Here is a 24,908-nt window from a genome sequence, read left to right on the forward strand (position 1 = left end):
GGGTGAGCACGGACGACATCCTGCTGGGCATCGGCCTCACCGTGGCCCTCGCCGTCGGGTGCCAGATCCTCGCGAGCCGGCTGCGCATCCCGGCCCTGCTCGCCCTGCTGCCGGCCGGGTTCGCCGCCGGAGCCCTGACCGGCGTCGTCCGCCCCGACAAGCTCCTCGGGCCGGCGTTCTCCCCGCTGGTGTCGGTGGCGGTGGCGATCATCCTCTACGACTCCGGACTGGGACTCGACCTGCGCCACCTCAGGGGCGCCACCCGCCGCGTCGTGCTGCGCCTTATGGCGTTCGGGGTGCTGCTCACCTGGGGGAGTGTCATGGGCCTGGGGCCGGCCCTGTTCGGGGTGCCGGCGGCCGTTGCCAGCATGACCGGTGTGATTCTCGTGGTGTCCGGGCCCACGGTGGTCGGTCCCGTGCTGGACCACGTCCGGCCGGCGGACAGGGTCCGGCGGGTCCTGATGTGGGAGGGCTCCCTGATCGACCCCGTCGGCGGCATCCTCGGCGCCGTCGTGTTCCACTCCATCGTCTCCGGCGGCCTGCAGAGCGGCCATTTCCGCGTCGGCTCGTTCGTCGCCGGCCTCGCCGTCGGCATCGCCGGGGGCGCGGTGGGCACCGCGCTGCTGTGGCTCACCCTCCGCCGGCTCCGCCTCGGCGAGACGCTCGGCACGCTCGCCCAACTGGCCACCGTGGTCGTGGTGGCCGCGGGCTGCGACATGGTGTTCGACGACACCGGACTCATCGCCGCGATCGTCACCGGACTCGCCGCCGCGAACCTCCCGGGGTTCGACATGCCCGCCCGCCGGCCGTTCTTCGAGACGCTCGTCCAGCTCATCATCGGCCTGCTGTTCGTGTCCATCTCGGCCACCGTGACGCCCAGGTCCCTGGTCCCGGTGCTGCTTCCCACGGCGGTACTCGTCGTCGTGCTCGTCGTGGTGGTCCGGCCCCTGGTGGCCGTGCTGTCCACCACCGGGACGGAACTGACGCACCGCGAAAGGGCCTTCGTCGGCTGGATGGCCCCGCGCGGCATCGTGGCCGCGTCCACCGCCACGACCTTCTCGGCCTCGCTCACCGCCGCGGGACTGCGCGGCGCCGCGAAGATCCTCCCCGTCACCTTCCTGGTGATCGTCGGAACCGTCGTGATCTACGCCCTGACGGCGAGACCCGTGGCCGGAGCGCTGGGCGTCGCCCTGCCCGCGCGGGCGCGCCCCCTGTTGGTGGGCGGCGAGCCCTGGGTCGTCGACCTCGCCCGGTCGCTGCGCACCGCCGGTCTGGACGTGCTGATGTGGGCGGGCTCGACGCAGGAGCGGGAGCGCATCCGGGAGGCGGGGCTCGAACTGGCCGCCGGGGAGCTGATGGCCGTCGCGGCCGACCCCAGCGGCCGGCTGGAGGGCATCACCTCGGTCCTCCTGCTCACGGACGACGACGACTTCAACGCCCTCGCCTCCATCGTCATGGAGGACAGCGTCGAGGGCCCGGTCCACCGTGTGGCACCGCCTCCCGGCAGCCCGGGCGTCGTCGCCCCCTACACCGCCCGCGGCACCCTCTTCGGCCCCACCCTCGTGCGCCACGCCCTCGCCGCCCGCCACGAGCGGGGCGCCCGCTTCCACGTACAGCCCGCGTCGGCACCCCAACCGCCGGGACACGACGCCCTGTTCGTCGTACGGCGCGACGGCCGGCTGGAACCCGTCACCGAGACCCTGCCGGTCGGCGCGCAGCCGGGCGACACACTCGTGCTCCTCGGACCCGCGCCGCCGGCCGAACCGGCCCCGGGCTAGCGCCGGTCGAGGGCCTCGTTCAGGGTCAGCGCCGCGTCGATCAGGGCGAGATGAGTGAACGCCTGTGGGAAGTTGCCGAGTTGACGGCCGGTCAGGCCGATCTCCTCCGAGTACAGCCCGAGATGGTTGGCGTACCCCATCATCTTCTCGAACACCAGCCGCGCCCGGTTGGTACGCCCCGCACGCGCCAGGGCGTCGACGTACATGAACGTGCACAGCGAGAAGGTGCCCTCCGAGCCGCGCAGGCCGTCAGGCGAGGCCTCCGGGTTGTAGCGGTAGACCAGGCTGTCGCTGACCAGTTCCGCCTCCATCGCGTCGAGGGCCGACGTCCACAGCGGATCCTCGGGGGTGATGAAGCCGACCGTCGCCATGCGCAGCAGCGAGGAGTCCAGCACGTCGCTGCCGTAGTGCTGGACGAAGGCCCGCCGGTCCTCGCTCCACCCGTTCGCCATGATCTGCTCGTAGATCGCGTCCCGTTCACGGCTCCAGCGCTCGGCCACGGACGGCCGGCCGTTCGCCTCGGCGAGCCGCAGCGCGCGGTCGAACGCCACCCAGGACATCACGCGGCCGTACGTGAAGTGCTGGCGGCCGCCGCGGGTCTCCCACAGGCCCTCTCCCGGCTGGTCCCAGTGGTCGACCAGCCACTCCAGGTTCGTCAGCAGCGAGGTCCAGTCCTGGTGCCCCATCTGGATCCCGTGCCGGTGCGCGAAGTGGATACTGTCCAGCGCCTCGCCGTAGATGTCCAACTGGAGCTGTGTCGCGGCACCGTTGCCGATCCGCACCGGCGCGGAACGCTCGTAGCCCTCCCAGTGGTCGAGGATCTCCTCCTCCAGGTCGGAGGAGCCGTCGACCCGGTACATGATGTTGAGCGGCCCGGAGTCCCCGTCGCTGCCCGCCCGTTCCCTGACCCGGTCGGACAGCCAGTCGATGAACGCCCTGGCCTCCTCGGTGAACCCCAGCCCCAGCAGGGCGTACACCGAGAACGAGGCGTCACGGATCCAGGTGAACCGGTAGTCCCAGTTGCGCTCCCCGCCCAGCTGTTCGGGGAGCGCCGTCGTCGGGGCGGCCACGAGGGCGCCGCTCGGCGCGTACGTCATGAGCTTCAGCGTGATCGCGGAGCGCTCCACCGTCTCCCGCCAGCGTCCCGAGTACTGCGACTGGGTCAGCCACGAGCGCCAGAACCTGACGGTCTCCTCGAAGAGTTCCTGGTACTCGGCGAGCCGGATCTGCCTGGGCGGCCCGGCGGCCGCCGACTCCAGGACCAGCCCGCGCTGCTGGCCCGCCTGCAGGGACAGGGTCAAGTGCAGATCGTCCCCCCGGTCGGTGAAAACGTCCACCAGCCGGTCGTCGTCGGGTTCGCGGACGGGGTGCACGGTGAGCTCCGTGCCGTCCTCGGCGGCGAACACCGCTCCCTGCTCCCTGATGTGCAGCCGGTGCGATCTGCGGCCGTAGTCGAACCGCGGCGCGATGCCGACGTCGAACGTCATGCTGCCGCGCACACAGCGGACCATGCGCACCAGCCGGTGACTGGGCGTGGCCACCGGCCCGGTCACGGGCATGAAGTCCAGGACCTCCCCGGCGCCGGCCTCGGTGATGAACCGCGTGACCAGGACCGCCGTGTCCGGCAGGTACAACTGCTTGGTGGCGTACGTCTCGTGGCCCGGACGGACCGTGCAGTGGCCGCCCTTGCCCCTGTCCAGGAGCGCGCCGAACACGCTGGGCGAGTCGAACCGGGGGAGGCAGAGCCAGTCGACGGTCCCGTCGGTGGTCACGAGCGCCGCCGTCTGCAGATCGCCGACCAGACCGTGGTTCTCGATCAGGGGATAGTCGCCCATCGAAGCACCCCTCTCGGTGTCCGATTCACCCGAATGCACCCCCCTTCCGATCAGCGTAAGCTGGAGATCCGGCTCCGGCCCGCCGGGCCCGGTCCGCGCGGTACACGCTGGTCGTGGGGGCCGACGCGGGACCCTTCGCCTCGTGCCCCCGCGCGGCGGCCGGCCAATCACCGCCATCGAGCGACCGGTCCCGTCTCGTGCCCGCAACGGTCGTACCCACCGGGCGGGTCCGACGGCTCTGACGGATAGTGGTGGCGGGATCACGTCCCTCGCAGCTCCCCGTCCCTCAGGAGGCTCGATGCCCTCTTCACGGTCGCTGGTCGCGCTCACCGGCATCATGGTGCTCGGCATCGCGCTCACCGCCTGCGAGGACCAGGCGTCCGGTCAGATCGTGGCGCGCAACGGTGTCAGGCTCGTGGAGACCATCTCGAACCCGCCGATCCACGGATGCCATCGGTTCCTCGACGGCGTGACGCACGTCAACAACCAGACGCAGAGCAACCTGCTCCTGTTCACCACGCCCGACTGCACGGTGCCGCCGGGCGGGGCGAGCAACTACCTGGACATCGGGGCGTCGGACCAGGTCGTCATGACCACGGGGCTGTGGCGCAGCTTCTCCTTCGCCCCCGAGTGACGGCAGGGGCCCGGGAAGCGGTCAGGCCCGGGAGAGCGCCGTGAGGAACTCGACCAGGACAGCGTTCACCTCGTCCGGACGCTCTTGCTGGGTCCAGTGCCCGCAACCGGGCAGTTCGACGGGCTCGCGCCACAGGCTGGGCATCAGGGCGGGGAGCCTCGTGATGAGTTCGGGCGTCCCGGGGAAGGCGGGGACGACGTCGCGGTCGCCGTAGACGTACAGCGCGGGCCGGGTGATGGTGGCGCCCTGCCAGGGAGCGGTCAGTTCCCAGTTGCGGTCGAGGTTGCGGTACCAGTTGAGGGCCCCGGTGAAGCCCTTGGAGAAGCTCTCGGTGAGCGCGTCGAGGTCCTCCTCGGTGAACCACCCCGGCAGCACCTCGGGATCCGGCATGTCCGCCAGCCAGCCGCGCTCGGGGTCGACCAGCGGCTGCCCGACCTCGCCGCCGCCGAGGCCGTCGCCGGAACCCCAGCAGACGAACTTCCGCAGAGCGGTGCGGGTGTCCTTCGCGAACTCGGCGTCGGCGACGCCGGGGCGGTTGAAGTAGTTCCAGTAGAAGCGGCCGCCGAACCGCTTCTCCATGGCGGGCAGCGGGGGCTCCGAGCCCCGGAAGGGCGGCGGCACGCTCAGGCCGGCCACCCCGAGCACCATGTCCGGCCGCAGCAGCGCGGTGTGCCAGGCGACGGGCGCACCCCAGTCGTGCCCGACGACGTACGCCTTCTCCTCGCCGAGGGCCCGGATCAGCCCGACGACGTCGCCGACCAGATGGAGGATGGTGTACGCGTCGACGTTCTCGGGGCGGTCACTGCGTCCGTAGCCGCGCTGGTCCGGGGCGACCACCCGGAAGCCCGCGTCGGCCAGCGGGCCGAACTGGCGGTGCCAGGAGTGCCAGGACTCGGGGAAGCCGTGCAGGAGCACCACCAGAGGGCCGTCGCCCTGCTCGGCGATGTGCAGGCGAACGCCGTTCACGTCGACCATCCGATGCCCAACCATGCGCACGAGCGTACGCCGCCGAGATCTTCGAACGGCGTCACCGGCCCCGGAGGCGTGGCGAGCCTGCCTGTCCCGGCGCCCGCCGCACGGGAGCGGCAGCGGATCCTGGGCGCGCTGGCCGGCGCGCTCGTCGTCTCGGCGCGGCTGCCGGCCTCAGGCGTCGGGCGGGAGGATCCCGAACTCGCGTTGCACATGGCCGGTGTCCAGCCGCAGCCGCCAGATGTTGCGGCGGTGGGCCGCCGCCAGCGCGGCCTGGAGCGGGGACGGCGGCACCACGAGAACGGGACAGGTGGCGTGCGCGAGGCAGTGCCGGCCGACCGACGGCCGCAGGACGCGCAGCAGCCGGCCCCGTCCGCCGGCGCCGATCGCGAGGATGTCGTCGTCCCGGTCGGCGGTCCGCACCAGCGCCGGTCCCGGGGCACCCCTTACGACGAGCGCCCGCCCGGGCACCCCCGGGTCGGCGCCGCCGAACACCTCGCACAGCGCCTCGTCGAGCCGCTCCCGTGCCAGCCGCTCCCACTTCCCGGCCATGGCGGCCGCGGCCGGGAACCTGCGGGCGGTCGGGTCTCCCTCCGGCGGCTCCCAGGCCAGCACCGGCCAGAGCTCCGCTCCGCGGCGCCTGGCCTCGACGGCCGCGCGGCCGAGCGCGTCGAGGCTCCCCGGCGAGCCGCTCACCCCCACCACGACGCGGGCGGCCGAGGGCGGTCTGGACTCGGACATCGCATCCACCGTTCTGCACCCGGCCGGCCGCGCGCTGCCCGGCCGGCGATCCTCCCTGGAACCGCTTCCATCACACCGCTGATCCACCGCTTCGAACAGCCCTTGCGCAAAGTCCCGGCGTCCTTCAGCCGATTCCTGACCGGATCGACGCCCGAGGCGATCCGCACAGGCGGATCCGGCTGTCGTCGCCCGGCTGAGCGGCGCGACCGGGAGGCCCGGGCGGCGCGACCCGTGCTAGCGTTGTGCGTTTGCGGCGTCGCTGTGCCGGTGCCCCGTTCGGTGTCGCCGGCCGGTCGTCGCGTCCCCGCCGCGCCTTCCTCGGTACGGTCCCTTCGGAGGAAGGCTCACTGTGAGCGAATCAGCACGTGCCGATGCCCGGCAGCAGGACGAGGTGTCCGAGGCGTCGCGCGCCGCTTCGGCCGTGCCCACGACGGCGTCCTTCGCGCAGCTGGGGTTGCCGGCCGAGATTCTGCGGGTGCTCGACGAGCACGGCGTCACCGTGCCCTTCCCCATCCAGGCGGCGGCGCTGCCGAACGCGCTCGCGGGACGGGACGTCCTGGGCCGGGGCCGCACGGGATCCGGGAAGACGCTCGCCTTCGGCCTGGGGATGCTCGCCCGGACCGCCGGGCAGCGTGCGCAGCCGAAGGAGCCGCTGGCGCTCGTCCTGGTGCCCACCAGGGAGCTGGCGCAGCAGGTCGGTGAGGAGCTCACCCCGTACGTCGAGGCGTTGCGGCTGCGGCTCGCGACCGTGGTGGGCGGAGTGTCCATCGGACGGCAGGCCGCCGCGTTGCGGGACGGCGTCGAGATCGTCGTCGCCACGCCCGGCCGGCTGCACGACCTGGTCGAGCGCAAGGGCTGCCGACTGGGACGGGTGCGCATCGCGGTCCTGGACGAGGCCGACCAGATGTGTGACATGGGGTTCCTGCCGCAGGTCACCGAGCTGCTGGACCAGGTCCGTCCGGACGGGCAGCGGATGCTGTTCTCCGCCACCCTCGACCGCGACGTCGACGAGCTGGTGCAGCGCTACCTGCGCGACCCCGCCGTCCACTCCGTGGATCCCTCGTCCAGCGCGGTCTCCTCGATCGAGCACCACGTCCTCCTCGTGCACGGCCCGGACCGTTACGCCGTGACCACGGAGATCGCCGCCCGGGACGGCCGCGTCCTGCTGTTCCTGGACACCAGGCACGGCGTCGACCAGCTCACGCGCCACCTGCGGGCCAACGGCGTCGCCGCCGACGCCCTGCACAGCGGGAAGTCCCAGCCGCAGCGCACCCGGACCCTGGCCCAGTTCAAGAACGGCCAGGTCACCGCGCTGGTGGCGACGAACGTCGCCGCACGCGGCCTGCACGTCGACGACCTCGACCTCGTGGTCAACGTCGACCCGGCCACCGACCCGAAGGACTACCTGCACCGTGCGGGCCGCACGGCCCGGGCCGGCCGATCCGGCACCGTCGTGACACTCGCCATGTCGGGCCAGCGCCGCGAGACGAGCCAGGTCATGGATGACGCCGGCGTCGCCCCCAAGGTCACCAAAGTGCGCTCCGGCGAGGCGGAGCTGAGCCGGATCACCGGCGCCAAGGCCCCCTCCGGACGGCCTCTCGACGGCGGGCCGGCCGTGCCGCGCCCCAAGAACCACAACGCCCCGTTCCGCGGCCTGGGCAGCACCAAGGACGCGAAGGGCGGCTCGGGCGGCGGGTCGTCCCGCAAGAGCAGCGAGGCCCGCAAGCTCGCGGAGGCCCGTAAGGCGGCCCGGGTGCGGCGCGGCGGCTGAGACGAACACGGGGCGCGGGCCACACGCGTCGCTTCCGAGCGCCCGTGCCGGCCCGCCTCGTGCTACGGCGAAGCGGGCAGGTGCGGGGAGCGGAGCACCAGCAGGGTGATCTCGCTGGGGGCGAAGACGCGGAACGGTGGGCCCCAGAAGCCGGTGCCGCGGCTGGTGTAGAGGAGCGTGCGGGCGCCGTGGTGGCTGAGCCCGGCGACGGCCGGCTGGTCGATGCGGACCAGGTGGTGGAAGGGCCAGATCTGGCCACCGTGGGTGTGGCCGGAGAGCTGGAGGTCGATGCCGCCGGCTGCCGCCCGGTCGACGAACTTGGGCTGGTGTGCCAGGAGCAGCACGGGCAGGTCGGGGTCGGCGCCGTGCAGGGCACCGGCGAGGTGGGCGCGGTGGCCTTCCAGGCCGGAGGACTCGGCGGTGACGTCGTCCACGCCGGCGACCACGAGGGTGTCGCCTCCGCGTTCGAGCAGCAGATGGCGGTTGCGCAGCGGCTCCCAGCCCAGCTCGTCCATCAGGTCGACCCAGCCCTGGGCCTCGCTGTAGTACTCGTGGTTGCCGGTGACGTAGACACGGGCGCGGGTGGCCCGCACGGTACCGAGGGGGACGGCCTGGGCGCGGCGGCGTTCGGCCGTACCGTCCGCGATGTCGCCGGTGTGGCAGACCAGGTCGGCTTCCAGGGAGTTCACCGTCTCGCACACCCGCGCCGACCAGCGAGCGCGATCGAGCGGGCCGTAGTGGGTGTCGGTGATGAGGACGACACGGGTGCCGTCCAGCCCGGCACCCAGCCGCGGGAGCGGCACGTCGAGCCGGCGCACCCGGGGCACGCGACGGGCCTCGGCGTACCCCCAGGCGAGAAGCGCGGCGGTCACGCCGAGGACGGCCCAGGTGACGATCCGGGCCCGATCCTGACTCCCGCCGACGCCGGCCAGGAGCAGGACGAGTCGCAACAGGACGCCGAGCAGCAACGACCAGGTGAACAGGACCCAGCTGGTGCCCAGCAGGGTGTCACCGACGATCGCCGCCCGGTCCTGCTGACGCCGGCCGTGGCCGCGCACCATCGCGAGCGGCATACCGATGAGGCCGAGGGCGAACAGGAGGGTGCCGGCCGACGCGACGGGCAGCGGCCAGTGCTGGCCGCTGTACAGGAGCACCCAGCAGGGCACGGCCCACAGCAGGACGGGGGCGATCAGGGGGATGTGGCGCATCAGGCGGTGCAGCCGGTTCTGCCGCGGTGCTTGCGCCACACCCTCGACGGGCCGGGTGTTGCTGGTGTCGGTCACGCTTCCCCTCCCTGACCGGGCTGCCGTCCCGCGCACTGTATCCGGTCGCCCTCGGGCCGGCCGGACCGGTGTTCAAGGTGGCGAAGCGTCCCCCACGACCTGCGGCACGCAGGCGGCTCGTTCTGGTCGGCCTCCGGCGTCGACCCCGCACAGTGCGCGCGCCGGCCCGGTGGGAGCGGATGTGCGCCAGGAAGGGCGCCTGCCGGGCATCTGCCCAGGTCAGGCGCCCGTTTCCCGCGCCTAGAAGAAACCCGGCTTCTTCGTCTGCTGCTGAGCCCAGTTGGTCCGCACCTGGTCCGGATCTTGCTGCGTGATCTGCGGTGTTGGCGTGCGAGTCTTGCGGTACGACATGGCACAGGTTGTAGGGCCGTCTTCGGGCGCCCACGTCACTCCAGGGCGGGTGCGGAATAGCAGCGCCGGCGGGGGCTTCCGGACGGGCGTGCTGCAGCTCCGGCGCCCCCGGGTTCTCCTCCCTGCGCTCTCGCGTCGAGTGCTCGGCAAATCCGGTCGGGGCCCTTGGCGACCGAGTGGCCCGGCGGGCCCGGTGTCACCGCTGTCCACGTCAGAGGACGGACGGCGATGTCAGCGGCTCGTGTCGGCGTCACCTTCGTCATTGGGAGGGCCTTCCTGTCTCCGGCCGCCCGGAGGGGAGCCGTCCCCGTGCTCTTCCAGCAGTTCGAGGAGCGCGGCATCCGCTCTTTTCTGGTCTTCCTTCGTCAGCTCGAGCGGTGCGTTGTTGTAAACGGTGTAGCGATCTGGATCGATGATGTTGGCGGCCCTCAAGCTGAACGTCAGCAAGGGGCGCCAACCCTTGCGGTGGCCGACCCGCACCTGTATCTGGGCCTTGTAGTCACGGGCCTCCGGGAGGAATCCGGAAAACGGTGCCTCGAACTCGAGGAAGAGCTGTCGCGCTTCTCTGCCGGGCACGACGAACCCCGCCGGCAGCTTCGCCTCCTCGTCCGGCCCCGGTTGGAGCCGGGAGGGGGAGGACACCCACAGGAGTGGCAGATGAGAGGCGGGCTCGTCAGGGAAGGTCAGGATGAGGTCCTGCACGACGATCGGCTTGGGACCGGTGTTGTGCAGGACGAGAGGCAGTCGTAGGCGTGCCGTGGAACCGTGGACGATCGTCGCGAAGGAATGAGGCTCCCACGCCTGCAGGCGTCCCTGTCGGGCGTTGAGCCACCAGAACGACGCGACGGTGAAGAGCAGTGCGCAGGCTGACACCACACTGGCGCCGGTAAGCGATGAGGACGCGATCTCATCCGCCGCGACCATCAGCGGAACCACAGATTCAGTCTGCCAGCCCCGCCGCGGGCTCGCTCACAGGACGAGTGGCCGCCGACAGCCCCCCGCAACGGGTCAGAGGCCGGCGAGGAGTACGAGATACCAGGCGACCAGGGCCGCGCACGTCACCGCGGGGAGGAGCCTGGTCAGCCCGTCGCCCTTGCGTACGTGCGTGGTCACGGCACCGGCGAGCAGCATCAGCAGTCCGATGCCGGCCAGGCCGCCGCACAACGGTACGACCGGGCCGAGGGCCACGCCGATGGCGCCCGCCAGCTCCAGCCCGCCGATGACCCGGTAGGCCGCGGTGGTGAAGCCGGCGTGGGCGGCCAGCTCGGACATCGGGCCGAGAGCCAGGATCTTGGCCGCGCCCAGCAGGGCGAAGCTCAATGCGATGAGACAGGTCAGGGAGGCGGACAGGATCACGAGACGCCTTCGGGGGTGTGCGGGCGGCGGGCATGGCGGCGTTCGGCTCCCAGGCCGGTGAAGTAGGCGATCAGGTCGGGGTTGTCGACCGCGGAAGGTTGGAGGACCTGCTCAGCGGGGGCGCCCTGGAGGAGGCGCTTGACCGGGACCTCGAGCTTCTTGCCGGTCTTCGTGTGCGGGATGGCCGGCACGGCGACGATCTCGTCGGGGACATGGCGGGGGGAGGCGCCGACGCGGATCGCGTCGCGGATCCGGTCGCGCAGGGACTCGTCCAGCTCGATTCCGTCGGCGAGGACCACGAAGAGTGGCATCCAGTAGCCGCCGTCGGGTTCCTCCGCGCCGATGACGAGGGCTTCGTTGATCTCGGGGAGGCGTTCGACGATGTCGTGGATGTCGGCGCTGCCCAGGCGTACGCCGTTGCGGTTGAGGGTGGCGTCGGAGCGGCCGTGGACGATGACCGAGCCGTGACCCGTGACCGTGATCCAGTCGCCGTGCCGCCACACGCCCGGGTAGGCGGTGAAGTAGGTGTCGCGGTAGCGGCTGCCATCGGGGTCGTTCCAGAAGTACAGCGGCATGGAGGGCATCGGGCGGGTGACGACCAGTTCACCGACCTGGTCGACGACCGGCCGTCCGGCGCCGTCGTACGCCGCGAGCGCCACACCGAGGTTGGGGGCGGACACCTCGCCCGCCCAGACAGGGGTGATGGGGGCGCTGCCGGCGAAGCCGGAGACGACATCGGTACCGCCGCTGGTGGAGGCCAGCTGGATGCCTGCGCCCACGTGGTCGCGGACCCACGGATAGGCGGAGGCGGGCAGGGCGGAGCCGGTGCTGCCGATGACCCGGATGGCCGTCAGGTCGTGTACGCCGGGTTCGATGCCCAGCTTGGCCATGGCCAGCAGGTACTGGGGACTGGTGCCGAAGATGGTGACCTTGTGGCGGGCCGCCAGCTCCCACAGGACGTCCGGGCGTGCCACCGGCGCGGGACTGCCGTCGTAGGTGCAGGTGGTGGCGCCGGTCAGCAGGGTGGAGACGACCAGGTTCCACATCATCCAGTGGGTGGTGGTGTACCACAACAGGCGGTCCTCGACGCCCAGGTCGCAGTGCAGGCCGAGGATCTTGAGGTGTTCGAGCAGGACGCCTCCGTGGCCGTGGACGATGCCCTTGGGCAGGCCGGTGGTGCCGGAGGAGAAGACGATCCACAGTGGATGGTCGAAAGGCACCGGCGTGATGGTGAGGTATTCGGTGCGGGTGGCGGCGTCTTCCCAGGGCACTGCCAGGCTGCTGTGCTGGGTCTCGGGCCAGGTGAGGCCCAGGTGGTCCACGAGCACCGTGGCCTTCAGGGTGGGAAGGGCCGCGGCGAGGTCAAGCGAGGCTGCGCGGCGGTCGTGCCGCGTGCCGTTGAAGAGATAGCCGTCCGCGGTGACGAGCACCGTGGGTTCGAGCTGGGCGAAGCGGTCGGCTGCGGCCTTGGGGGCGTAGTCCTGGCCGCACACGGACCACACTGCGCCCAGGCTGGCGGTGGCGAGGAAGGCGATGACGGCGTGGGGGGTGTTGGGCAGGTAGCCGACCACCCGGTCGCCCGGTTCGACGCCCAGGTCGCGCAGGGTGGCGGCGACGGAGGCGACCTGGGCGCGCAGCTGCCGGCCCGTGATCTCGTAGGCGGCTCCGGTCTCGTCCAGCGCGATGATCGCGGGTGCGTCCGGGTGCAGGTTGCGCAGCGCGTGGTGGGCGTAGTTGAGGGTGGCGCCGGGGAACCAGCGTGCGCCGGGCATGGTCTCCTCGGCCAGTACCCGCTCGTACGGAGCCGTCGTGTCGATGTCGAAGTACTCCCACACCGCGGCCCAGAAGCCTTTCAGGTCGGTGACGGACCAGTGGTGCAGGGCCTGGTAGTCGATGGGGTCCTGGATCCCTTCGACGCCCCGGTGCCGGGCGGCCCAGCGGGCGAAGTCCGCGATGCGGCTGCCGGCGGCCGTCGTCGGGTCGGGCGAGAGGAAGGGCTCCGGGCAAGGCGTGGAGTGCGGGGCGGTCATGGTGTGGTGTTCCTCGTCAGGGTGCGGGCCGGGCTTCGGCGGGGCGGCGGGCCGTGTGCAGCAGGGGAGCCCAGGCGGCGGCGTCGGTGAAGTCGCCGGTGCCGGTGGGGACGGCGTCCAGTACGACGCGGTCGGGGCGCAGCAGGGCGGCGTCGGCCCGGCCGCGTGCCAGCCAGGCGGCCAGGGTGCCGTCGTCGCCCAGGTCGTCGACGTGGATCGTCGGGGCGCCCAGTGCCGTGGCCACGGCCGTCATCCGCGCCGTGGGCGGCACAGCGGTCAGGACGACGAAGGCGTCCCGGACGGCGTCATCGAGGCGCACTCGCCGGCCGTCGTGCCGTATCCAGGGCTGCGGGCAGAAGGTGCCGGCCAGCGCGCGGCCGGCCGGCCTGGGCCGGCGCCGTACCAGTGGGCCGGCGGCCAGAGCGGGGCTGAGGTCACGGCTCACCGCCTCGGTCACGCCGGGGATGCGACAGAGCGTGCCCACGACGGCCCGGCGGAACGCCGCGCCGCGGTCCTGGCCGCCGGTCATGGCCCAGCCGACGGCCACCGCAACGCGGATCACATGGCGGGCGTGCGGCTTGCGCTCGCGTTCGTAGGTGTCCAGCAGTTCCTCGGGCGCGCCCTGTCGGAGGACCCGGGCGAGTTTCCAGGTGAGGTTGTTGGCGTCGCGCAGGCCGGAGCACAGACCCTGCCCGACGAAGGGCGGGGTCAGGTGGGCGGCGTCGCCCAGCAGGAAGACACGCCCCTTGCGCCACCGGTCGGCGAGACGGGCCTGGAAGGTGTACTGCGCCTGCCGTATCACCTCGAAGTCGTCGCTCCGCGAGGCCGGCAGGTCCACCCAGGGGGCGACCAGCCCGCGCAGGCGCTCCCATCCGTCCGGGCCCTCCAGGTTCTGGTCGTCGGCCAGCCTGAACTCCCAGCGGTAGCGGTCCGCGCCGATGCGCATGAAGGTGGCCGGCCGGGTGGGACAGCAGATCTGCTCGGCGCCTTCCCAGGTACGCACCGACCGGCTGGTGCGCACGTCGATGACCCGCCAGCTCTCCTGGAAGTGCAGGTCCTCCCAGGTGGCGCCGATGGCCTCCCGGGTGAGGCTGCCGGCACCGTCGCAACCGAGGACGGCATCGGCCCACAGGTGCTCCTCCTCGCTGCTGCCGACGCGCCGGAAGGTGACCCGGACGGGACCCGTCGGATCGTCGGGTGCGCCGGTGTCCGGCGTGTCGGACTGGGTGACGGACACGACCTCCACCCCGCTCCACAGCTCGCACTCCGGGCGGCGCGCCAGAGCGTCGCGCAGCAGGCGTTCCAGTTCGGGCTGGTTGAACATGCTCAGCTGCGGGAAGCCGTGGAGTCCGTGCATGGACCGCGGGAACTCGCTGATCACGCGGCGCCGGGCGTCCAGCAGCCGTAGCCCGGGCGCCGGACGGGCGATGACGGCGAACTCCTCGTGGACGCCGACGCTCTGCAGGACCCTGCGGATTTCGTCGTCCACGACGACGGCGCGCGGCAGGGGGTAGACGTCCGGGTGGCGTTCGAGGAGCAGGCTGCGCACCCCGTGTCGGGCGAGCAGGAGCGCGGCCGTGACTCCCACGGGCCCCGCGCCGATGATCACCACCGGCCTGCGGGCTGTGGCGCTCACGTCGCGGCCCCCACGGCGGTCCGCTGCTCGCCCAGGTCGATCCGCCCGTCCGGGGTGGCGATGGTGGCGGTCACGAGGTCACCGTCGCGCAGGTACAGGGGGTTCTTGGCCTGGCCGTTGAAGAACGCCTTCCACTTCAGCGCGGGCGGCAGCAGGGCCGCGATCTTCTCGACCGGCTTGGGCGGGGCCTTCAGGGCGGTGCCGCCGGGTGTGCCGGTGAGCAGCAGGTCGCCCGGGTCGAGGGTCTGGAAGCGGGCGAGCAGGGTGAGCGCCTGCGCGGGCCGCACGATCATGTCGGCGAGGGTGCGGTCCTGGCGCGGTACGCCGTTGACGTTCAGCCGCAGCCGCAGGTTCAGCAGATGGGCGAAGTCCTCGGGCTCCAGCAGGGCCAGGTACGGCCCGGTGGGCGTGAAGGTCGGGTAGGACTTGCTCTCGTAGAACTGGGTCTTGGTCAGCTGGACGTCGCGGGCGCTGACGTCGTTGGTGAGGACGAGCCCGGCGACGTAGCGCGGCAGGTCCTGCTCCTCGACGACGGTGCCCACCGGCAGGGGTGCGCCCATGACGAGGCCGAGTTCCACCTCGTAGTCGAGGAAGTTCACGTGGGCTGGGCGGACGATCGTGTCGTGGGGGCCGCTGATGGAGCCGGATGCCTTGCGGAAGAAGGTGGGCGGGATGTCGCCGGTGAAGCCCGAGTCCTTGGCGTGGCTGCGGTAGTTGACCATCTGGGCGACCACCCGGCACGGGGTGGTGACCGGGGGCAGGGCCACCAGGTCGGCGACGGGCGTGCCGCTGTCGGTGGAGGCGGCGGCCTCCCGCACGGCGGCCCGGTCGGCGAGCAGTTCGGCGGTGGTGACCGCCTTGGTCTCGATGCGGACGGCGCGTTCGTCCCGGACGGCCCACCAGCCGTCGGGGGTGCGCAGAACGTTGGTGCTCATGAGGTCATCGCTTTCATCAGGCCCAGCAGGCGTGCGGGGTCGAGTTCGTTGTCGCCGCGCAGGGCCGTCATGACCTCGCGAAGCTTGGCGGGGGACGGGCTGGTGCCCAGGAAGTCGCGGGTGACGGGCGGCCCCCACTGGGCCAGGCCGCTCGCCGACATCGGAGCCCATCCGGGTTCGAGGTCGCAGGAGAACAGGTCGCCGTCGGCGAAGTGCTCCAGCATGAAGCGGTCGGGGTCGCGCCAGTAGTCGAAGAGCTGGCTGCCCTGGATGTGTCGGCCGATGCCCCAGCTGCGCTGGTAGCCGCGCTCGGTCAGGTACTCGCCGCCGGCGGCGATCGCGTCGAGGTCGGTGACCTGGTAGGCGGAGTGCACGTACCCGGCGCCGGGCCCCAGGTGCAGGGCCAGCGTGTGATGGTCCGCCGGCACTCTTCCCAGGTCACAGCGGATGAACGCCATGGTCGGCCCGCGCCCGCGCTGCCCGTCCAGGAACAGGAAGTCGGACACGATCATCCCGAGGGTGTCCAGGTACCAGTCCAGGGCCCGCATGAAGACGCGCGTCTCCAGCACCACGTGACCGAGCCGCTGGATGCGCGAGGGCTCGCGGGGCGGTCGCTGGGTGGCGTTCGTACGACGGCACTCGGTGCCGGTGTTGAGGATCAGCGGCTGCTGCTCGGGCAGAGCGGGCAGCTGCTCGGCGCAGTGCACGACCCGGACCGGGAAGCCCGAGGGATCGAGCAGGGCGACCGCCTGTCCGCCGCCAGGGACGTCGATGTCGCGGACGTCACTGCCGGTCGCCCGGGCCAGCCGGTCCAGATCGGCCCGTTCGGCCGCACGGAACGCCGGCCCGACGAAGCGGGACGCCTGCCCCCGCCGGATGACCATGCACGGTGAGCCCGCAAACGTGCCGCGTAGCCACAGCTCCCGCTCGGTGCGGGCGGCGATCGCGAACCCGAAGTCACGCGCGAACACCTCGGCCCGGTCCAGGTCCGGCTTCTCGAACTCCAGCCAGGCCAGGTCCGCCGCCTTGATCACGGGGTTTCGCGCTCGTCCGGGGTGCTCACCGCGCAGGGCGCCCAGCTCGCTGTGGAGATCTTGGTGGGGCGTCTGGCGATCGGCCCTGTTAACGGGGGTGTGGGACATGGTGCCCTCCAAGCAACATTGCCGTAATGAGGAAATCATCAACTTTGCCGTTGCTCATCGTCAATAGAGCAGACACAAAGAACTGAGAGAATCATCAGTCATGGAGGTGTCATCGCCCTGGTTGTTACAATCGGTCGCATGCCGACGTCAGCCCCACCCCGCAACCGCTTCGAACGGCGCCGCGCCGAGACTCGTCAGGCACTGATCCGTGCGGCCCGGCAGATCCTCGCGGAGACCGGGGACACCAGCGCCAGCATCCAGGCCATCGCCGAGCGCGCGGACGTCGGTTTCGGCTCCTTCTACAACCACTTCGAGTCCAAGACGGAGCTGTTCGACGCCGCGGTGACCGACGCCCTGGAGGAGTTCGGCCAGGTCATCGACGAGCGTGTGGAAGGGATCGAGGACCCCGCCGAGCTCGTCGCGGCGGGTTTCCGGCTCACCGCACGGATGGTGGACTCACACCCCGAGCTCATGCGGATCCTGCGCGACCGCGGCCTGGCCCACATCCACTCCGAGAGTGGCCTGTCCCCACGAGCGCTTCGTGATCTGGAACGCGGCATCGCCTCGGGCCGCTTCACCGGCATCGACCCGACCACGGCCCTGTCCGCTCTGGGCGGGACCCTGCTGTCCCTGGTCGCGCTGCGGCTGGCCCGCCCCGACCTCGACGGCGACGAGGCCGCCTCCGACCTGGCCGCGATGGTCCTGCGCATGCTGGGCCTCCCCCCGGACGAAGCGCACGACGTCACCCGGCGCCCGCTGCCCGATCTCGCCTGAAAGTCCGGCGCGATGTGCGCCGCCGCCGGCCGAGGCGCGAGGGACCCCGTACGACGGCAACCGTCGCACTGCAGCCGGGCCGCCGGCGATCCACGAGGACGTGGACACCGGTTGCGCATGGCGGCCCCTGCCTGCGGACTGGGTCGCCTGCGGTGTCATCGGCCCAGGCCCACGGCCCTATCGCGTCGGACCCGCCGCGAGATCGGCCGAGGGCCCGCGGCGGTCGCCACGCTCAGCGGGTTCTCAGCCGGTGAGCCTTTTCATCGATGCCGGTGAGCCGGACGTCAGCGACGCCCACCACGAAGCCGCCGCCGGCGTGCTTCGGGCGGCACGGTGTGAGCGCCGCCCGAAGCGCACCCAGGGGCGCTCGTGGCGGGGCGCGCCAGTCACCCCCGGGAGCTGCTCCAGTGTTCCTCGAGGGCGGCGGCGACCTCGGCCGATTTCTGGATCGGCGTCCAGTGGCTGCTGTCCAGCCTCAGAAAACGGGTGGCGCGCACGGAAGCGGCCATCTTCTCGCCGAACTCGACGGGGCAGACGGGGTCGAACGCCCCCCAGAACACCAGGGACGGTCCGGCCAGGTCCGCCAGATCCGGTTCCCACTCCGCACCGACCGTCAATGCGGAACGGTACAGCTTGAGAATGCTGTCGCGCATGGTCTCGTCCACGCGGCCGGCCGTCTGTTCGGCCAGCTCAGCCGGGATCTGGAGGTTGTCGGTCAGGTCCTCGGCGAACGCGGCCGCGTCGTACTCCTTGGCCCAGCGGTCGCCCGCGACCGGGTCCTGCCACAGCTTGGCCAGCGGATGCCAGACGTACTCGGCGTTGACCGGACCGTTGCTGCCGGCCCACGTGCGGATCAGGTCCGGCCGTACGGAAGCCACGCGCGCGGTGAGGAGGCAGCCCCAGTCATGGCCGACCAGGTCGACCGGCTCGCCGATTACCTCCAACCGCTCGATGAGCCAGGAGACGTACTCCTCCTTGGTGCAGTTGAAGCCCTCGGGTCGCGGCGAACCGAAACCGGGAAGGTCCCAAGCCTCCACGTCGCTGCGGGTGAGATGCTCGCGCACGCCGTCCCACACATGGTGGGTGTCGGGTACGCCGTGGATCAGGATGGCGGGCATGAATGAACTCCTACAAGGGTGAATCTCTGGACAAAAGCGACACAGCGGCACAGGGACAATGAAGAGGCCGAAGCCTCGTGCCGCAGGCACGCGCGACACGGCACGGACCCTCCCTCTAGCTGCGTCTCGATCGACGCTGGTCAACGAGTGGGTACAGCCGTCCCGACCGGGCGTCACGCTCACTCACGCAACACGGCCCGAACTCGGCGCGATGCGATCTGGGGTGCTACGCCGGCAGCGACGAGCAACGCGGTCGCCGCAGCCTCACCGGTGGGGTTCGCCCAGGTGGGCGTGGTGTTCTCCTCGGCGAGGGCCAGCATCAGGGCTTCCAGTGCCTGGGCGAGGACAGGTGCGGGGACGTGGTCCGCGAACACGCCTTCGTGCTGGCCACGGCGTATGGCCGCGATGGCCTCTGCGCGGGCCGGTGCCAAGGTGGCGCGGACCATCTCCTCTCCCGGATGGTGTCGCCCCAGGGAGATCAGCATGCGGTACTGGTCGCCCACCGCCCAGGCCGCCAGGGCCATCCGCGTCATTGCCTCCAGCGGATCAGCACCCGGTATACGGGTTGTGGCGAACGCCTGTTGCAGGGCCCGGGCTGCTTCCTGCGTCAACTCGGCGATCAGCGCATGCCGGTTGGAGAAGTGCCCGTAGAGGGTGCGTCGTGCGATGCCGGCCGCCAGCGCGATGCTGTCGAGACTCGCGTCGGGATCGTCCCGCAGTCTCCGCTGAGCAGCATCGAGGATGCGTCGGCGGTTCGAACGAGCGTCGCTGCGCTGCGGAGTGCGGCCCGGTGCTTCGGTGGTGTGCATGACTCCATCTCCACGGGTTCTGGCTGCCGGGAAATCGTGGGCGCCGGTGCTCCCTCAAGCACCGGCGCCCACTCACCCCTGCCCAGGGTGGCTTGGTGTCCTGCTGACGGGTGTCAGGGGACGAGGATGAGGCGGATCGGGTCGCCGATCTTGTTCTCCAGACGGCTGACCGCGTTGGCCGCGTCGATGAGCGGGATGTGGTCGGTGATGGAGGGGGCCAGGTCGAGGCGTCCGGCCGCGGTCAGCTGCACCAGCTCGGAGACGGACTCGGGGCTACCGCCGTAGTGGCCGCGGACCTGCTTCTGCAGGTAGTTGAAGGTCAGGCCCTCGGTGATGGTCAGCGGCCGGGGGGTGATGCCCACCAGGATCAGGGAGCCGCCCAGGCCGAGCACGGAGGCGGCCTGGTCGCGGACGGCGGGTACGCCGGCGCAGTCGAAGGCGAAGTCGAGGCCGCGTCCGCCGGTGGCCGTGCGGACCTGGTCGGCGAAGTCGGGGGCTGCCGGGTCCAGGGCGTAGTCCGCGCCGAAGGCCAGGGCGCGTTCGCGGGCGGTGAGCAGCGGGTCGACGGCGATGATCGGGGCGGCGCCGACCAGGCGGGCGAGGCGTACGTTGTGCGCGCCGACTCCGCCCACGCCCCAGACGCCGACGGACTGGGCAGGACGGACGCCCGCGGTGGCGACGACGGCGGCGTAGGGGGTGGAGACCGCGTCGGGGATGATCGCCGCCTGGTCGAAGGGCAGGCTGTCGGGGATGGGGATGAGGGTGTCCTCGCGGACGACCACGTACTCGGCCCAGCCGCCGTCGTAGTCGATGCCGGCGGTCAGCATCTGGGTGCAGGGCCGGCGGCGCACGCATCCGGCGCACGTGCCGCAGGTCTTGCCGGCCTCCAGGGTGACGCGGGTGCCGACGGGCAGACCGCGCTTGAGGTCGGGGCCGAGGGTGTGGATCACACCGGAGACCTCGTGGCCGACGGTGACCGTGTCGGAGGTGGCGAACAGCGGGACGAGGGAGCCGTCGAGCAGGTGGACGTCCGAGAGGCAGACGCCGGCGGCCTTCACCTCGACGAGGACCTCGCCCGGACCGGGCACGGGGATGGGGACCTCTTCCACGGCGAACTTCTTGCTGTCCAGGTGGAAGCGTCCGGCGAGCATGGTGTCCATGACGATCTGCTTTCTGTGAGCGGCACCGCCCGACGGTTCGGGACATCGGTGCCACAGGGTCTCTGCATGGCTTGTGGTGGCCGGGAGGCGTGCGGGGAGTGGCAGGACGGGGCCGCACGCCTCCCGGCGTCTTGGGGGATCAGGCGAAGACGTCCTGCTGGTAGCGCTCGTCCGCCTCCAGCTGGGCGAGCCACTGCTGGGCGGTCGCGTCGTCGCTGCCGGTCTTCTGGCGGTGGATGGCCGCGAGTGCCTCGCGGACAGCGGGTGCCATGCGGCGGCCGTCGCCGCAGACGTAGATGTACGCGCCGTCCTGGATGGCCTGCCAGACGGTGTCGGCGGCGTTCGCGATGGCGTTCTGCACGAACCGGGCCGGGTGGCCGGTCACCGCGGAGAAGGCGGTGTGGATCTGTGCGATCCCCGTCTGCTCCCAGTCCTGCATCTCCTGGCGGTAGAAGTAGTCGTGCTCCGGGTGGCGGCAGCCGACGAACACCTGGGACAGGCCCACCTGGGTGCCGTTCGCGTGCTGTGTCGCCCGCTCCTCCAGGAATCCGCGCAGCGGTGCGATGCCGGTGCCGGGGCCGATGAGGATCAGCGGGGTGGCGGGGTCGGCGGGCGGTGCGAAGGTGGGGGAGGGGACGCGGACGTAGCCGTAGACGACGTCCCCGGGCTCGAGAGCCGCAATGTAGGCGGAGCAGGTGCCGCGGTACTGGCCGTCGCCGGACAGGGCCGGACCTTCCAGCAGGCCGACGGTCAGGCGCACATGGCGGGGGTTGGCCGACGGGGCGGAGGAGATGGAGTAGAAGCGCGGGCGGATCGGGCCCGTCATCTCCAGGAAGACCGCCAGCGGCAGTTCGACGGCCGGGAAGCGCTCCAGCAGGTTCAGCACCGAGATGCGCTTGCCGAGGATCTCCTTCTGGTAGCGCTCCTCGGCCTCCTGGGTGTCGGCGGTGTACGCCTGGAGCTGCGGCCGGGTCCACGGGCACTCGGTGTACTCGGCCAGCGTCTGGATCTGGGAGCGGGTGGCCACGTCCTGCAGCTCCACGAACTCGGTGAGCAGGATGCCCGCGGTGACCGGAGTCCCTACCGGCAGGTGGGTGCGGCCACCGGCCGGCTGGTCGAGCCGGAGCACCTGGTCGTACTCGACACCGAGCCGCCTCAGTGCGCGCTCCACCAGGGCGAGTTCGTTCTTGGCGAAGACGGCCAGGTGGTTGCCGGTGTCGTAGGTGACGCCCTCGGGCAGCTCGACGGTGATGGACTTCGCGGACGGGCGCGGCGGCTCGATGCTGAAGTCCCACAGGCCGGTCGCGTCGGCCACGAGTTCCTCGTTGGCCACCACCGTGAGCGGGTACGCCTGCTCGGAGACGATCGCGGGACGCACGTCGGACTCGGTGAGCAGCTGGACCTGGTAGCGCGGGCCGCTCGCCTCGGAGGTGTCGGCGGCGTACTCCTCGGCCAGGGTGGCCCACAGGTTGTCCATCCACCGCGTGGCCATGCCGTCGAAGTCACCGGCGGCGTCCGCGATGCCGCGCTCCACGATCGGGGTGGCGCCGGCGGCCAGCAGACCTTCCTCGATCCGCTTGGGGAATGCCTGGTAGGTGGCCACCCACTGGGTGTTGCCGGCGCCCAGCAGCGCGAACCGCACATCCTTCAGCGAGCCCTCGGGCAGCCCGGCGGCGAGCAGGTCGTCGAAGCGCTGGGCGTTGTCGGGGGCCTTGCCGTTGTAGCTGGCGGCCACCACGGTGAGCAGGCCCTCGGTGGGCAGGTTGTCACCAAGCTCGTCCAGGCTCACCAGCGTGGTGCCGAACCCGGAGCGCTCACCGCGGTCGGCGATGGTACGCGCCAGGTCCTCGCAGGAGCCGAGGCTGGAGCCGTAGGCGACGGTCAGGTTCACCCCGACACCGCTGACCGCGGCCTGCGCCTGCGTGTCGCCGGTCTGCACATCCGCGACGCCGAAGACGGTCCGCTCGTGCTCCTGCCGACGGCGCACGACCAGCTCGAAGCCGCCGGGCTTGCGCGTCAGCGCCTCCCGGGGGTCCATCTTGTAGTCGCTGGTGTCGGCGAACTTGAACTTCTGCAGCACCAGCGCCAGGGCCAGGCGGGCCTCGACGAGCGCGAACTGCCGGCCGATGCAGGCACGTAGGCCGTTGCCGAACGGCTTGTAGGCGTGCGGGTGGTGGTTGACCCGGTTCTCCGGCAGCCACCGGTCGATGTCGAACTCGTCGGGCCGCTCCCACGCCTTGGGGTGGGTGTGCAGCGGGCCCTCGAGGATGAGGACCTTCGTGTCCTTCTTCAGCTCGTAGCAGCCGCCGATGACGGTGTCCTCCCGCGCCGTCTTGCCGAACGACGGGATGGGAGCCCACAGGCGCAGCGTCTCATCCAGGATCCGCGGGATGACGTCCATCTGCATGATCGTGTCGTAGTCCGGAACGGTGTCGCCCGGCAGCAGGCGGTCCACCTCGGCATACGCCTGGGCCAGCACGGACGGGTTGCGCATCAGCGAGTACGTGGCGAACGACAGCAGACCACTGGTGGTCTCGTGACCGGCGATCAGGAACGTCAGCACCTGGTCGCGGACGTTGTCGATGTCCAGCTTCTTGCCGGTCTCCGGGTCGGTGGCCTGAAGCATCAGACCCAGCAGGTCGTCCTCACCGCTGGAATGCCCCTCGCGGCGCTCCTTGATCACACTCTCGACCAGCTCCTGCATCATCTGGATGTTCGCGCCGTACCTCTTGGCATCGGCCTTGCGGAGCTTGGTCATCATCGGGAGTTCCTGCGAGCGCCGCAGCGACTCGATCAGCGCCTCCAGCAGCGCCTTGAGGAAGGGGTGCAGCTCCTCCTTCGCGAAGGAGTCGAACCTGTAGCCGAACCCCGACAGGGCGATGGTGTCCAGCGTCAGCCGGGTGTAGTCGTCGGTGATGTTGACCGGCTGGCCCTCCCGGCGCTCCCACTTGCCCGCCAGGTTCTGGGCGATCTCCAGCATCTGCCCGAAGTAAGCCTTCATGGCGCGCTGGCTGAAGGCCGGCAGGAGGATCCGGTGCGCCATGCCCCATTCCTCTTCGTGCTGGTGGGCCGTGAACAGGCCCGCGCCGGCGAAGTCCCGGACGTGCTGCAGCGGCGTCCTCTCGATCTGCTTGAAGAACCGCGTCTCGTCGGAGACCTCGGCCACCAGGTCCGGGTCGTAGACGAAGATCTGCTCGATACCGGCGATGTCCAAGCCGTAGATGCCCTCGGGGAACTGCTTGGACAGCTCGGCGAAGTACTCGACCGGGTTGGTGTCGGGGATCTGCGGCGTGTTGCCGAGCAGGGGCATCCCACGCGGGGACCGGATGGGGCGAAGGTCGTTCGCGGAGTGCGTGGTCATGGCTTGCTCCTCTGCGGAGGGGTGGAGGGGATGGGCAAGGGCGCGCTGCGCAGGTCGATGCCGTGGCGCCGTACGGAAACATACGTCGTATGGAATTGATACCGTACGTCGTATGGAAGCGTGAAGCAAGCTCGGTCGCCCTGGTGAGCGCTGTGATTCAGGTCATTCCATACGGCGTACGAAACTGATACCGTACGAGGTATGGAACAAAAGGTGAGGCGTCCCCCGCGGGGAACGAGGAAGAGGGACGTGCCTCTGACCGAGGCCGGGATCTACGCCGCTGCCCTGCGGCTCATCGACGAGGACGGGGTCGAGGCGCTCACCATGCGCAAACTCGCCACCGCACTCGACGCGAATCCCATGTCGCTGTACCACCACGTGCCGAACAAGGAAGCCGTGCTGCGGGGCGTGACGAGAATGGTCGGAGCCCAGTTCCGCACCGTGACGCTTCAGGACGCGCCCTGGCAGGAGCGGATCCGCCTGCTCGCCATGGACTTCCGGACGCTGGCACACCGCCACCCCGAACTGATGGCCTACTCCTTCAGCCACCAGCCGGACTTCATCCAGCCCGACGACCCGTTCTGGACCGCGCTCACCGCGATCGTGGCGGCTGCCGGGGTTCCGCGGTCAGAGGTCTCGGAGATCGCCGCACTGATGGTCGCCGTCGTCATCGGAGTCCTCGCCGCCGAACTCAACGGCTCGCTCCACCAGTGGTCGACCCTCAAGTCCTCCGCTTTCGACGACAGTGACGGGGGTGCACACCCTGACTCTGCGGACGTAGTCCCAGAAGGCGCTGACCAGGACCACATGTTCCGCCTCGTGCTGGACACGCTGATCACCGGTCTGGAAAGCCGGCTCACCGGCGATCGTGACGGCCGGGAAACCGGCCTTTGAGCCACACCTTTTGAGGCGCTGCGCCGCAGGCAGGCTCCTGAGCGCGCCTCGCAGTCGGGGGATCTTAGGGTGCGGCATGCGGGAGCCACCCCCCCGTCACATCCAGGAACGCCGCCCGGCGGGGTGGTTCCACAGCCTCTGCACGGCAGCCGTATGGTGCCGACCCGTGAAATGACCATGGTCGTCGGCTTGTTCCCGATCTCCTTCCCGAGCGGGAGATCGCCGGCCTCGTCGAGCCGCGTCACCCATTTGTTCACCGAGGCGGCCATGGCGCCCAGTACTACTGCCGCGAGCGCGAGGTGGCGCCCCGTGCCGGACGAGCCGTACCTGC

At 71.1% G+C, this 24,908-nt stretch carries 19 protein-coding genes; 5 read left to right on the forward strand and 14 right to left on the reverse strand.

Annotated features, from left to right (window positions below; genetic code table 11):
- The first annotated feature begins 2 nt into the window (after positions 1-2).
- A complete protein-coding gene (locus tag ACZ7FF_RS16910; RefSeq protein ID WP_470812964.1) occupies positions 3-1,778 on the forward strand; it encodes a cation:proton antiporter in 1,776 nt (591 codons plus the stop codon).
- Here ACZ7FF_RS16910 and ACZ7FF_RS16915 read toward each other — a convergent pair.
- Positions 1,775-3,613, reverse strand: a complete 1,839-nt coding sequence (locus tag ACZ7FF_RS16915; protein ID WP_470812965.1) for a glycoside hydrolase family 15 protein — start codon at positions 3,611-3,613, stop codon at positions 1,775-1,777. The genes ACZ7FF_RS16910 and ACZ7FF_RS16915 overlap by 4 nt on opposite strands.
- A gap of 298 nt (positions 3,614-3,911) precedes the next feature.
- Here ACZ7FF_RS16915 and ACZ7FF_RS16920 point away from each other — a divergent pair, with 298 nt between their 5' ends.
- Complete coding sequence (locus ACZ7FF_RS16920; RefSeq protein WP_470812966.1) at positions 3,912-4,247, forward strand: hypothetical protein; 336 nt, start codon at positions 3,912-3,914, stop codon at positions 4,245-4,247.
- A 21-nt stretch (positions 4,248-4,268) separates the two neighbouring features.
- Here ACZ7FF_RS16920 and ACZ7FF_RS16925 read toward each other — a convergent pair whose 3' ends face one another.
- Together ACZ7FF_RS16925 and ACZ7FF_RS16930 are read right to left on the reverse strand one after the other, a co-directional pair.
- Positions 4,269-5,237 carry an alpha/beta fold hydrolase gene (locus ACZ7FF_RS16925; protein WP_470812967.1) on the reverse strand — a complete coding sequence of 323 codons (969 nt, stop codon included), beginning with the start codon at positions 5,235-5,237 and terminating at the stop codon, positions 4,269-4,271.
- Positions 5,238-5,390: 153 nt separating this feature from the next.
- Entirely contained in the window at positions 5,391-5,957 is a 567-nt protein-coding gene (locus ACZ7FF_RS16930) for a universal stress protein (protein ID WP_470812968.1), read from the reverse strand.
- Positions 5,958-6,306: 349 nt separating this feature from the next.
- Between ACZ7FF_RS16930 and ACZ7FF_RS16935 the strand changes: the two genes are divergently transcribed.
- The gene (locus ACZ7FF_RS16935) at positions 6,307-7,728 is read left to right on the forward strand and encodes a DEAD/DEAH box helicase (protein WP_470812969.1); all 1,422 of its coding nucleotides are present in this window, start codon (positions 6,307-6,309) and stop codon (positions 7,726-7,728) included.
- Positions 7,729-7,790: 62 nt separating this feature from the next.
- Here the strand turns inward: ACZ7FF_RS16935 and ACZ7FF_RS16940 are convergent, their stop codons facing one another.
- The 7 genes from ACZ7FF_RS16940 to ACZ7FF_RS16970 form a co-directional block, all read right to left on the reverse strand.
- Entirely contained in the window at positions 7,791-9,011 is a 1,221-nt protein-coding gene (locus ACZ7FF_RS16940; RefSeq protein ID WP_470812970.1) for a metallophosphoesterase, read from the reverse strand.
- A 582-nt stretch (positions 9,012-9,593) separates the two neighbouring features.
- Positions 9,594-10,298: a hypothetical protein gene (locus ACZ7FF_RS16945; RefSeq protein WP_470812971.1), complete on the reverse strand. Its 705-nt coding sequence runs from the start codon at positions 10,296-10,298 to the stop codon at positions 9,594-9,596.
- A gap of 72 nt (positions 10,299-10,370) precedes the next feature.
- Positions 10,371-10,718, reverse strand: a complete 348-nt coding sequence (locus tag ACZ7FF_RS16950; RefSeq protein WP_470812972.1) for a DoxX family protein — start codon at positions 10,716-10,718, stop codon at positions 10,371-10,373.
- Positions 10,715-12,748: an acetoacetate--CoA ligase gene (locus ACZ7FF_RS16955; protein WP_470812973.1), complete on the reverse strand. Its 2,034-nt coding sequence runs from the start codon at positions 12,746-12,748 to the stop codon at positions 10,715-10,717. The genes ACZ7FF_RS16950 and ACZ7FF_RS16955 overlap by 4 nt, the downstream gene beginning before the upstream one ends.
- Positions 12,749-12,764: 16 nt before the next feature.
- Positions 12,765-14,384, reverse strand: coding sequence for a bifunctional 3-(3-hydroxy-phenyl)propionate/3-hydroxycinnamic acid hydroxylase MhpA (gene mhpA / locus ACZ7FF_RS16960; RefSeq protein ID WP_470812974.1), 1,620 nt, complete (start codon positions 14,382-14,384; stop codon positions 12,765-12,767).
- Positions 14,381-15,319 (reverse strand): fumarylacetoacetate hydrolase family protein, encoded by a 939-nt coding sequence (locus ACZ7FF_RS16965; RefSeq protein WP_470812975.1) that lies wholly within the window; start codon positions 15,317-15,319, stop codon positions 14,381-14,383. Before ACZ7FF_RS16965 ends, mhpA begins: the two co-directional genes overlap by 4 nt.
- On the reverse strand, positions 15,316-16,461 hold the full coding sequence (locus ACZ7FF_RS16970; RefSeq protein WP_470812976.1) for a VOC family protein: 1,146 nt from the start codon (positions 16,459-16,461) through the stop codon (positions 15,316-15,318). The genes ACZ7FF_RS16965 and ACZ7FF_RS16970 overlap by 4 nt, the downstream gene beginning before the upstream one ends.
- 138 nt (positions 16,462-16,599) lie before the next feature.
- Between ACZ7FF_RS16970 and ACZ7FF_RS16975 the strand changes: the two genes are divergently transcribed.
- Positions 16,600-17,235, forward strand: a complete 636-nt coding sequence (locus ACZ7FF_RS16975) for a TetR/AcrR family transcriptional regulator (protein WP_470812977.1) — start codon at positions 16,600-16,602, stop codon at positions 17,233-17,235.
- A 386-nt stretch (positions 17,236-17,621) separates the two neighbouring features.
- Here ACZ7FF_RS16975 and ACZ7FF_RS16980 read toward each other — a convergent pair whose 3' ends face one another.
- The 4 genes from ACZ7FF_RS16980 to ACZ7FF_RS16995 all read right to left on the reverse strand — a co-directional run bounded on the left by ACZ7FF_RS16980 (position 17,622) and on the right by ACZ7FF_RS16995 (position 23,683).
- Positions 17,622-18,353 (reverse strand): alpha/beta fold hydrolase, encoded by a 732-nt coding sequence (locus ACZ7FF_RS16980; RefSeq protein WP_470812978.1) that lies wholly within the window; start codon positions 18,351-18,353, stop codon positions 17,622-17,624.
- A gap of 179 nt (positions 18,354-18,532) precedes the next feature.
- Complete coding sequence (locus tag ACZ7FF_RS16985) at positions 18,533-19,162, reverse strand: TetR/AcrR family transcriptional regulator (protein WP_470812979.1); 630 nt, start codon at positions 19,160-19,162, stop codon at positions 18,533-18,535.
- A 113-nt stretch (positions 19,163-19,275) separates the two neighbouring features.
- Positions 19,276-20,322, reverse strand: coding sequence for a zinc-binding dehydrogenase (locus ACZ7FF_RS16990; RefSeq protein WP_470812980.1), 1,047 nt, complete (start codon positions 20,320-20,322; stop codon positions 19,276-19,278).
- A 139-nt stretch (positions 20,323-20,461) separates the two neighbouring features.
- A complete protein-coding gene (locus ACZ7FF_RS16995) occupies positions 20,462-23,683 on the reverse strand; it encodes a bifunctional cytochrome P450/NADPH--P450 reductase (RefSeq protein ID WP_470812981.1) in 3,222 nt (1,073 codons plus the stop codon).
- A gap of 249 nt (positions 23,684-23,932) precedes the next feature.
- Between ACZ7FF_RS16995 and ACZ7FF_RS17000 the strand changes: the two genes are divergently transcribed.
- Entirely contained in the window at positions 23,933-24,577 is a 645-nt protein-coding gene (locus ACZ7FF_RS17000) for a TetR/AcrR family transcriptional regulator (RefSeq protein ID WP_470812982.1), read from the forward strand.
- Positions 24,578-24,908 lie beyond the last annotated feature (331 nt).

The organism is Streptomyces sp. NPDC037126 (assembly GCF_055605965.1).

What these genes read in the sequence shown, in the direction of transcription:
- ACZ7FF_RS16915 (WP_470812965.1), bottom strand. Translation starts at nt 3,613, where the DNA reads ATGGGCGACTATCCCCTGATCGAGAACCACGGTCTGGTCGGCGATCTG.
- ACZ7FF_RS16920 (WP_470812966.1), top strand. Translation starts at nt 3,912, where the DNA reads ATGCCCTCTTCACGGTCGCTGGTCGCGCTCACCGGCATCATGGTGCTC.
- ACZ7FF_RS16925 (WP_470812967.1), bottom strand. Translation starts at nt 5,237, where the DNA reads ATGGTTGGGCATCGGATGGTCGACGTGAACGGCGTTCGCCTGCACATC.
- ACZ7FF_RS16930 (WP_470812968.1), bottom strand. Translation starts at nt 5,957, where the DNA reads ATGTCCGAGTCCAGACCGCCCTCGGCCGCCCGCGTCGTGGTGGGGGTG.
- ACZ7FF_RS16955 (WP_470812973.1), bottom strand. Translation starts at nt 12,748, where the DNA reads ATGACCGCCCCGCACTCCACGCCTTGCCCGGAGCCCTTCCTCTCGCCC.
- ACZ7FF_RS16965 (WP_470812975.1), bottom strand. Translation starts at nt 15,319, where the DNA reads ATGAGCACCAACGTTCTGCGCACCCCCGACGGCTGGTGGGCCGTCCGG.
- ACZ7FF_RS16970 (WP_470812976.1), bottom strand. Translation starts at nt 16,461, where the DNA reads ATGTCCCACACCCCCGTTAACAGGGCCGATCGCCAGACGCCCCACCAA.
- ACZ7FF_RS16975 (WP_470812977.1), top strand. Translation starts at nt 16,600, where the DNA reads ATGCCGACGTCAGCCCCACCCCGCAACCGCTTCGAACGGCGCCGCGCC.
- ACZ7FF_RS16980 (WP_470812978.1), bottom strand. Translation starts at nt 18,353, where the DNA reads ATGCCCGCCATCCTGATCCACGGCGTACCCGACACCCACCATGTGTGG.
- ACZ7FF_RS16985 (WP_470812979.1), bottom strand. Translation starts at nt 19,162, where the DNA reads ATGCACACCACCGAAGCACCGGGCCGCACTCCGCAGCGCAGCGACGCT.
- ACZ7FF_RS16990 (WP_470812980.1), bottom strand. Translation starts at nt 20,322, where the DNA reads ATGGACACCATGCTCGCCGGACGCTTCCACCTGGACAGCAAGAAGTTC.
- ACZ7FF_RS16995 (WP_470812981.1), bottom strand. Translation starts at nt 23,683, where the DNA reads ATGACCACGCACTCCGCGAACGACCTTCGCCCCATCCGGTCCCCGCGT.